Source organism: Pseudomonas sp. Je.1.5.c (genome assembly GCF_051129895.1).
GTDB classification, from domain to species: Bacteria; Pseudomonadota; Gammaproteobacteria; order Pseudomonadales; family Pseudomonadaceae; genus Aquipseudomonas; species Aquipseudomonas urmiensis.
In genome coordinates this window covers 244,581-251,686 of the sequence record NZ_JBCPSP010000003.1, presented here as the reverse complement: position 1 = coordinate 251,686, position 7,106 = coordinate 244,581, and the positions used below count along the sequence as shown (strand labels likewise).

Here is a 7,106-nt window from a genome sequence, read left to right as displayed (position 1 = left end):
CGCGGGCCCGGAAGGCACCGAAGCGAGGGAACCCGGAGCGCAGCGTAGGGCCGGATGGTGGAGCGCACGGCTTTTGGTTACTTTTGGCCACGACCAAAAGTGACCCGCCGTAAGGGCGGAAAGGTGATTCAGCGCCACCCACGCCAATGGATATGCTCAAACCTCTAAAAGCCCAAACCCAAGCCCAAGCCCACAATCCAACCTCCCACCCCATACCCCAAGTGAATCTAGTCTAGGCTCAAAGAAACCGGTATCGGGCCAAGGACGCGCATGAGTGTCCGGGCCGGTCAACCATTTGGAGTCCTTGGGAGGTGCCCTCATGAGCCTGCTGCTTGAGCCTTACACCCTGCGCCAGCTAACGCTGCCCAACCGCATCGCTGTCTCGCCCATGTGCCAGTATTCCGCCGCTGACGGCCTGGCCAACGACTGGCACCTGGTCCACTTGGGCAGTCGCGCGGTAGGCGGCGCCGGCCTGGTGATCACCGAAGCGGTAGCGGTCACCGCCGATGGCCGGATCACCGCTGAAGACCTCGGCCTCTGGGATGACGTGCAAATCCAGCCCCTACAGCGGATCACTCGGTTTATCACCGCCCAAGGTTCGGTCCCAGGTATCCAGCTGGCCCACGCCGGCCGTAAGGCCAGCACCCACCGACCCTGGCTCGGCAAACATGGCAGCGTAAAACCCGAAGACGGCGGCTGGCAGCCTGTTGGCCCGTCAAAAATTGCCTTCGACCCGGAACACACCTCACCACGGGAGTTGAGCACGGACGAGATCCAGGATGTCGTCGCTGCCTTCGTCAAATCGGCCGAGCGCGCCCTGGCTGCGGGCTTCAAGGTCGTAGAGATCCACGCCGCCCATGGCTACCTGCTGCATCAATTCCTCTCACCGCTGAGTAATCAGCGCCGTGATGAGTACGGCAGTTGCTTTGAAAACCGCATCCGCCTGACCCTGCAAGTCACCGAAGCCGTACGCAAGGTATGGCCGCAAGAGCTGCCGCTGTTCGTCCGGGTTTCGGCCACCGATTGGGTGGAAGACGGTTGGAACCCGGACGAAACCGTGGAGCTGGCGCGCCGACTGCGAGTGATCGGGGTAGACCTGATCGACGTTTCTTCCGGCGGTACCTCAGTCAACGCCGAGATCCCTACCGGCCCCGGCTACCAAACCCGCTTCGCCGAGCGCGTGCGCAAAGAGTCGGAAATCGCCACTGGCACCGTCGGCATGATCACCGAGCCCGCCCAGGCCGAGCACATCCTGCGCACCGGCCAGGCTGACGTGATCTTCCTGGCCCGTGAACTGCTGCGCGATCCCTACTGGCCGCTGCATGCCGATGACGATCTGGGTGGCAACAAGGCGACTTGGCCTGCCCAATATCAGCGTGCGACCAGTCGGGCGAATCCGATCCATGAGTCGGATCTAAGGGATTGAGAACGAAGCTATCAAGCTCAACTCGTCCTCTGTAGGAACGGGTTTATCCGCGAGTGCGATCGTGAATTCCCGATCGCATTCGCGGGCAAACCCGCTCATACAGAATCAATGCTTGAACATCACATGCCGCACGCAGGTGTAGTCCTCCAGCCCATACATCGACATGTCCTTGCCATACCCAGAATGCTTCTGCCCGCCATGGGGCATTTCGCTGACGAGCATGAAGTGGGTATTGACCCAGGTGCAGCCATACTGCAAGCGCGCCGCAAAGCGGTGGGCGCGGCCGCTGTCGCGGGTCCAGACTGAAGACGCCAGGCCGTACTCGGAGTCGTTGGCCCACGCCAGCGCCTGGGCCTCATCGCTGAAGCGGGTGACCGAGACCACCGGGCCGAACACTTCCTGGCGCACGATCTCGTCATCCTGCTGGGCATCGGCCAGCACCGTGGGCTCGAAGAAGAAGCCATCCCCAGGCAGCGATTTGCCGCCGGTGACCAGGCGGATGTGCGGCTGGGCAATGGCGCGTTGGACGATGCCGGCCACTTTGTCGCGATGCAACGCGCTGATCAGTGGGCCAAGCTCGGTGTCGGCGTCTTTCTGCAAGCCTGGCTTGATGCTCGCCACCGCTTGGCCGAGTCGTTCGACGAAGCGCTCATAAATGCCCTCCTGCACATACAGCCGGCACGCGGCAGTGCAATCTTGCCCGGCGTTATAGAAGCCAAAGGTGCGAATGCCTTCGATGGCCGCGTCCAGGTCGGCGTCATCGAAGACGATCACCGGGGCCTTGCCGCCCAGTTCCATGTGCATGCGTTTTACGCTATCGGCAGTAGCGCTGATGATGTGCGCGCCGGTGGGAATAGACCCGGTCAGCGAAACCATCCGCACCCTGGGGTGGGTGACCAGTGGTGTGCCCACGGTCTGGCCACGGCCGAAAAGAATGTTCAGCACCCCTGCGGGCAGGATGTCCTGGGCCAGCTCGCCAAGGCGCAGGGCGGTCAACGGGGTGAGCTCGGAGGGTTTGAGCACCACGCTGTTGCCGGCGGCCAAGGCCGGGGCGATCTTCCAGGCCAGCATCATCAGCGGGTAGTTCCACGGCGCGATCGAGGCGACCACGCCGAGTGGGTCGCGGCGCACCATCGAGGTATGCCCGGGTAGGTATTCGCCTGCCGCCGAGCCGCCCAGGCAGCGGGCGGCGCCAGCAAAGAAGCGGAACACGTCGACGATCGCCGGGATTTCATCGTTCAGCGCGGCGGCAAGCGGCTTGCCACAGTTCTGCGATTCAAGACCGGCAAGCTCCTCGCCATGCTGCTCGATGCTATCGGCCAGGGCCAGCAGCGCCAGGGAGCGGTCCCTGGGGCTGGTCTGCGACCAGTCGCTGAAGGCTTTGTCAGCGGCGCGCACGGCGCTGTCGACCTGGGCCTCGGTGGCCTCGTTGATCTGCGCCAGTGCGCTGCCGGTGGCCGGGTCGAGCACGGTCCAGGTCGGGCCTTCGCCCGCTACCAGGCGGCCGTTGATCAGCATGTGGGTTTGCATGGATGAGTCCTCCAAGGTCATTTGCCGCTGCCCGCAACGCTTTCGCCGCCGCGGGTCAGGTAATAGGCGCCGAGGATCGGCAGCATGGTCACCAGCATCACCAGCATGGCGACCACGTTGGTCACCGGCACATCACGCGGGCGGCTGAGTTGGTTGAGCAGCCAGATCGGCAGGGTGCGTTCGTGGCCGGCGGTGAAGGTGGTGACGATGATTTCGTCGAATGACAAGGCAAACGCCAGCATGCCGCCGGCCAACAGCGCCGAGCCGAGGTTGGGCAGGATGATGTAGCGAAAGGTCTGCCAGCCGTCGGCGCCCAGGTCCATCGACGCTTCGATCAGGTTCTGCGAGGTGCGCCGCAGGCGGGCGATGACGTTGTTGTAGACGATCACCACGCAGAAGGTCGCGTGGCCCACCACGATGGTGAAGATGCCCGGCTCGATGCCCAGGCTCTTGAACGCCGAGAGCAGCGCGATACCGGTGATGATCCCGGGCAGGGCGATGGGCAGGATCAGCAGCAGCGAAATGCTTTCTTTGCCAAAGAAGTTGCGTTTGTACAGTGCCGCCGAGGCCAGGGTGCCGAGCACCAGGGCGATGACGGTCGCCAGGCAAGCCACTTGCACCGACAGCTTGATCGCCTCGAGCACATCCGGGCGCGAGAATGCCACGGCGAACCACTTCAAGGTGAAGCCGCGTGGTGGGAAGCTGAACGCTGAATCTTCGGTATTGAAGGCGTAGAGCAGGATGATCAGGATCGGAAAATGCAGGAACAGCAATCCACCCCACGCCGCCAGGCGCAGGCTCAGCGAGGCTTTATCAGAGTGCATCGAAGGCCCCCAGGCGTTTGACCAGAGCCAGGTAGATCGCGATCAGCACGATCGGCACCAGGGTGAAGGCGGCGGCCATCGGCATGTTGCCGATGGCGCCTTGCTGGGCGTAGACCATGCTGCCAATGAAATAGCCTGGCGGGCCGATCAGTTGCGGCACGATGAAGTCGCCCAGGGTCAGCGAGAAGGTAAAGATCGAGCCTGCGGCAATCCCGGGCACCGACAGCGGCAGGATCACTTGGGTAAAGGTTTGTCGCGGCTTGGCGCCCAGATCCGCCGAGGCCTGTAGCAAGGATGGCGGCAGGCGTTCGAGCGAGGCCTGGATCGGCAGGATCATGAACGGCAGCCAGATGTACACTAACACCATGAAGCGGCCCAGGTGTGACGTCGACAGGGTACTGCCGCCTACCCCAGGCACGCTCAGCACCAGCTGCAGCAGGCCATCCAGATGCAGCTGCTGGACAAACCATTGGGCCACTCCGCCCTTGGCCAGCAACAGGGTCCAGGCATAGGTCTTGACGATGTAGCTGGCCCACATCGGCATCATCACTGCGATATAGAAAAACGCCTTGGTCTTGCCGCTGGTGTAGCGCGCCATGTAGTAGGCGATGGGGAAGGCCAGCACGGCGCTGGCCAGCGACACCGCCACGGCCATGCCCAGGGTGCGCAGGATGATATCGAGGTTGGCCGGGTTGAACAGCGCGGCGAAGTTGGCCAGGGTCAGGTCCGGCGTCACCGCCATGGTGAAGTCGTCGAAGGTGTAGAAACCTTGCCAGAGCAGGTTGAGCAGTGAGCCCAGGTAGACGGCGCCGAACCACAGCAGAGGCGGGATCAACAGCAGCACCAGATACAGGTTGGGCCGTCGATACAGCACATCGGACAAGCGCCGAAGGGCATGTGGATGCTGCTTGTCCAGCGCCAGGTTCATGCTACTGGCCCTCGACGAGGACGGTTTCCTTGAGGGCCGTCATCGCCTCCCGTGGCCAACGAACCTGTACCCGCTGCCCGGTCTGCCAGATCTGTGGATGCTGCTGCCACTGGTCATTGGCCTGGCTCACCGCCAGAAGTTGGCCGTTGTCCAGTTGCACTTCGTAGCGAGTGGCGCTGCCTTGGTACTGGATATCGTGCAGCAGTCCGCTGACCTGCACCTCATGGCTGGCGGCGCTCAGCTCATCCAGGCGAATGTGTTCAGGGCGGATGGAGAAGGGCGTCGGGCTGCCGTTTAGCTGCTCGGCCAGCGCGCCGCGCAGCACGTTAGAGGTGCCGACGAACTCGGCAACGAAGGTGGTCGCCGGCTTCATGTACAGGTTGCGTGGGCTATCCACCTGTTCGATGCGCCCGTGGTTGAACACCGCGACCCGATCGGACATCGACAGCGCTTCGGTCTGGTCGTGGGTGACGAATATGAAGGTAATGCCCAGTTGGCGCTGCAGCTTCTTCAGCTCGCCCTGCATCTGTTCGCGCAGCTTCAGATCCAGAGCGCCTAGCGGTTCATCGAGCAGCAGTACCCGCGGGCGATTGACCAGGGCGCGAGCGAGGGCAACGCGCTGGCGCTGGCCGCCAGACAACTGCGCGGGCTTGCGTTGGCCGTAGCCCTCCAGGGCCACCATCGCCAGGGCTTCGTCGGCGCGGGCGTGGCGTTGCTGTTTGCCGACCCCTTTGACCTTCAGGCCATAAGCGACGTTGTCGCGCACGTTCATGTGCGGGAACAGCGCATAGTCCTGGAATACGGTGTTGACGTCCCGCTGATAGGGCGGCACGCCCGCGGCTTCGATGCCGTGAATGCGGATCGAGCCGCTACTGGGCTGCTCGAAGCCGGCGATCAGGCGTAGGCAAGTGGTCTTGCCCGAGCCTGAGGGGCCGAGCATGGAGAAAAACTCGCCGTCTTCGATGTCGATGCTGACCTGGTCGACGGCCTTGACCTCAGCGAAGGTTCGCGAGACCTGGGTGAACTGGACGGCTAGTGGCATGGCGACTCCTGACGTCATCAGCACGCGATCCTTGTAGGCGCTGGCAAGCCCGCGCCTACAAGGATCGCTGGTAACGCAAACGCTGCGGCGCGCTAGCGGCCACCCATGATCGCGATGTAGTCCTGGGTCCAGCGGCTATAGGGGACAAATTTGCCGCCGGCAGCCTGCGGGGTCTTCCAGAAGGCAATCTTGTCGAAGTTGTCGAAACCATTGGTCTTGCAGCCTTCGGCGCCGAGCAGTTCACTGCCGGTACAGGCAGCCGGTACTGCCGGCAGCGAGCCGAACCAGGCCGCCACGTCGCCCTGCACCTTGGGTTGCAGTGACCAATCCATCCATTTGTAGGCGCAGTTGGGGTGCTTGGCCTGGCTGTGCAGCATGGTGGTGTCGGCCCAACCAGTGGCGCCTTCCTTGGGAATGGTCGAGGCCACCGGCTGGTTATCGGCTTTCAGGCTGTTGACCATGTAGCCCCAGGAGCTGGACGCGACTACACCTTCGTTCTTCACGTCGCTCATCTGCACCGTTGCATCGTGCCAATAGCGGTGCACCAGCGGTTGTTGCTTGCGCAGCAGATCGAGTACCGCCTGGTATTGGCTTTCGTTCAGCTCGTAGGGGTCCTGGATGCCCAGCGCGGGCTGGGTCGATTTCAGGTACAGGGCGGCGTCGGCAATGTAGATCGGCCCATCGTAGGCCTGCACCCGGCCTTTGTTCGGCTTGCCATCGGGCAACGCTTGCGGCTCGAACACCACGGCCCAGCTGGTCGGTGGCTGTTTGAACACGTTGGTGTTGTACAGCAGCACGTTCGGCCCCCACTGGTAGGGCGTGCCATAGACCTGCTGGTCGACCACGTACCAGCTGCCGTTCTGCAAGCGTGGGTCCAGATTCTTCCAGTTGGGGATCAGCGCGGTATTGATCGGCTGCACGCGTTTGCCGGCGATCAGCCGCAGCGAAGCATCGCCGGAGGCGGTGACCAGGTCGTAGCCACCTTTGGTCATCAGGCTGACCATCTCGTCGGAGGTGGCCGCCGTCTTGACGCTGACCTTGCAGCCGGTGTCCTTCTCGAAACCTGTGACCCAGTCGTAGGCTTTGTCGCTTTCACCACGCTCGATGTAGCCGGGCCAGGCAATGATATCGAGTTGTCCTTCACCGGCACCTACAGCCTGGAGCGGCTCGGCCGCCTGCAGGCTGGCGCTGGCCAGCAGGGCGCTGCTCAGGGCGCTGAGCAATGCGGTCTTGTGCACTGACATGGTGTTCCCTCTTGTTCGGATGTAGGGGCGGGCAGTCATCAAGAAAGCAGTGAAGCGATCGTTATAAGCGTAGTGCGGTTATCGCCGGCGCAGCGGATCGGCGATGTCGAGT

At 63.0% G+C, this 7,106-nt stretch carries 6 protein-coding genes; 1 reads left to right on the top strand and 5 read right to left on the bottom strand.

Annotated features, from left to right (window positions below; genetic code table 11):
* Positions 1 to 319 precede the first annotated feature (319 nt).
* Positions 320 to 1,426: an NADH:flavin oxidoreductase/NADH oxidase gene (locus tag AAZU54_RS04725; RefSeq protein ID WP_312152149.1), complete on the top strand. Its 1,107-nt coding sequence runs from the start codon at positions 320 to 322 to the stop codon at positions 1,424 to 1,426.
* Positions 1,427 to 1,531: 105 nt separating this feature from the next.
* Here AAZU54_RS04725 and AAZU54_RS04720 read toward each other — a convergent pair whose 3' ends face one another.
* The 5 genes from AAZU54_RS04720 to ydcS form a co-directional block, all read right to left on the bottom strand.
* Entirely contained in the window at positions 1,532 to 2,956 is a 1,425-nt protein-coding gene (locus tag AAZU54_RS04720; protein WP_405130208.1) for a gamma-aminobutyraldehyde dehydrogenase, read from the bottom strand.
* Positions 2,957 to 2,973: 17 nt separating this feature from the next.
* On the bottom strand, positions 2,974 to 3,780 hold the full coding sequence (locus AAZU54_RS04715; RefSeq protein WP_186555476.1) for an ABC transporter permease: 807 nt from the start codon (positions 3,778 to 3,780) through the stop codon (positions 2,974 to 2,976).
* Positions 3,770 to 4,708 carry an ABC transporter permease gene (locus AAZU54_RS04710; RefSeq protein ID WP_434726660.1) on the bottom strand — a complete coding sequence of 313 codons (939 nt, stop codon included), beginning with the start codon at positions 4,706 to 4,708 and terminating at the stop codon, positions 3,770 to 3,772. The genes AAZU54_RS04715 and AAZU54_RS04710 overlap by 11 nt, the downstream gene beginning before the upstream one ends.
* Before the next feature lies 1 nt (position 4,709).
* Positions 4,710 to 5,750, bottom strand: coding sequence for an ABC transporter ATP-binding protein (locus AAZU54_RS04705; protein WP_186555474.1), 1,041 nt, complete (start codon positions 5,748 to 5,750; stop codon positions 4,710 to 4,712).
* A gap of 92 nt (positions 5,751 to 5,842) precedes the next feature.
* Complete coding sequence (gene ydcS, locus AAZU54_RS04700; RefSeq protein ID WP_186555473.1) at positions 5,843 to 6,994, bottom strand: putative ABC transporter substrate-binding protein YdcS; 1,152 nt, start codon at positions 6,992 to 6,994, stop codon at positions 5,843 to 5,845.
* Positions 6,995 to 7,106: the final 112 nt, after the last annotated feature.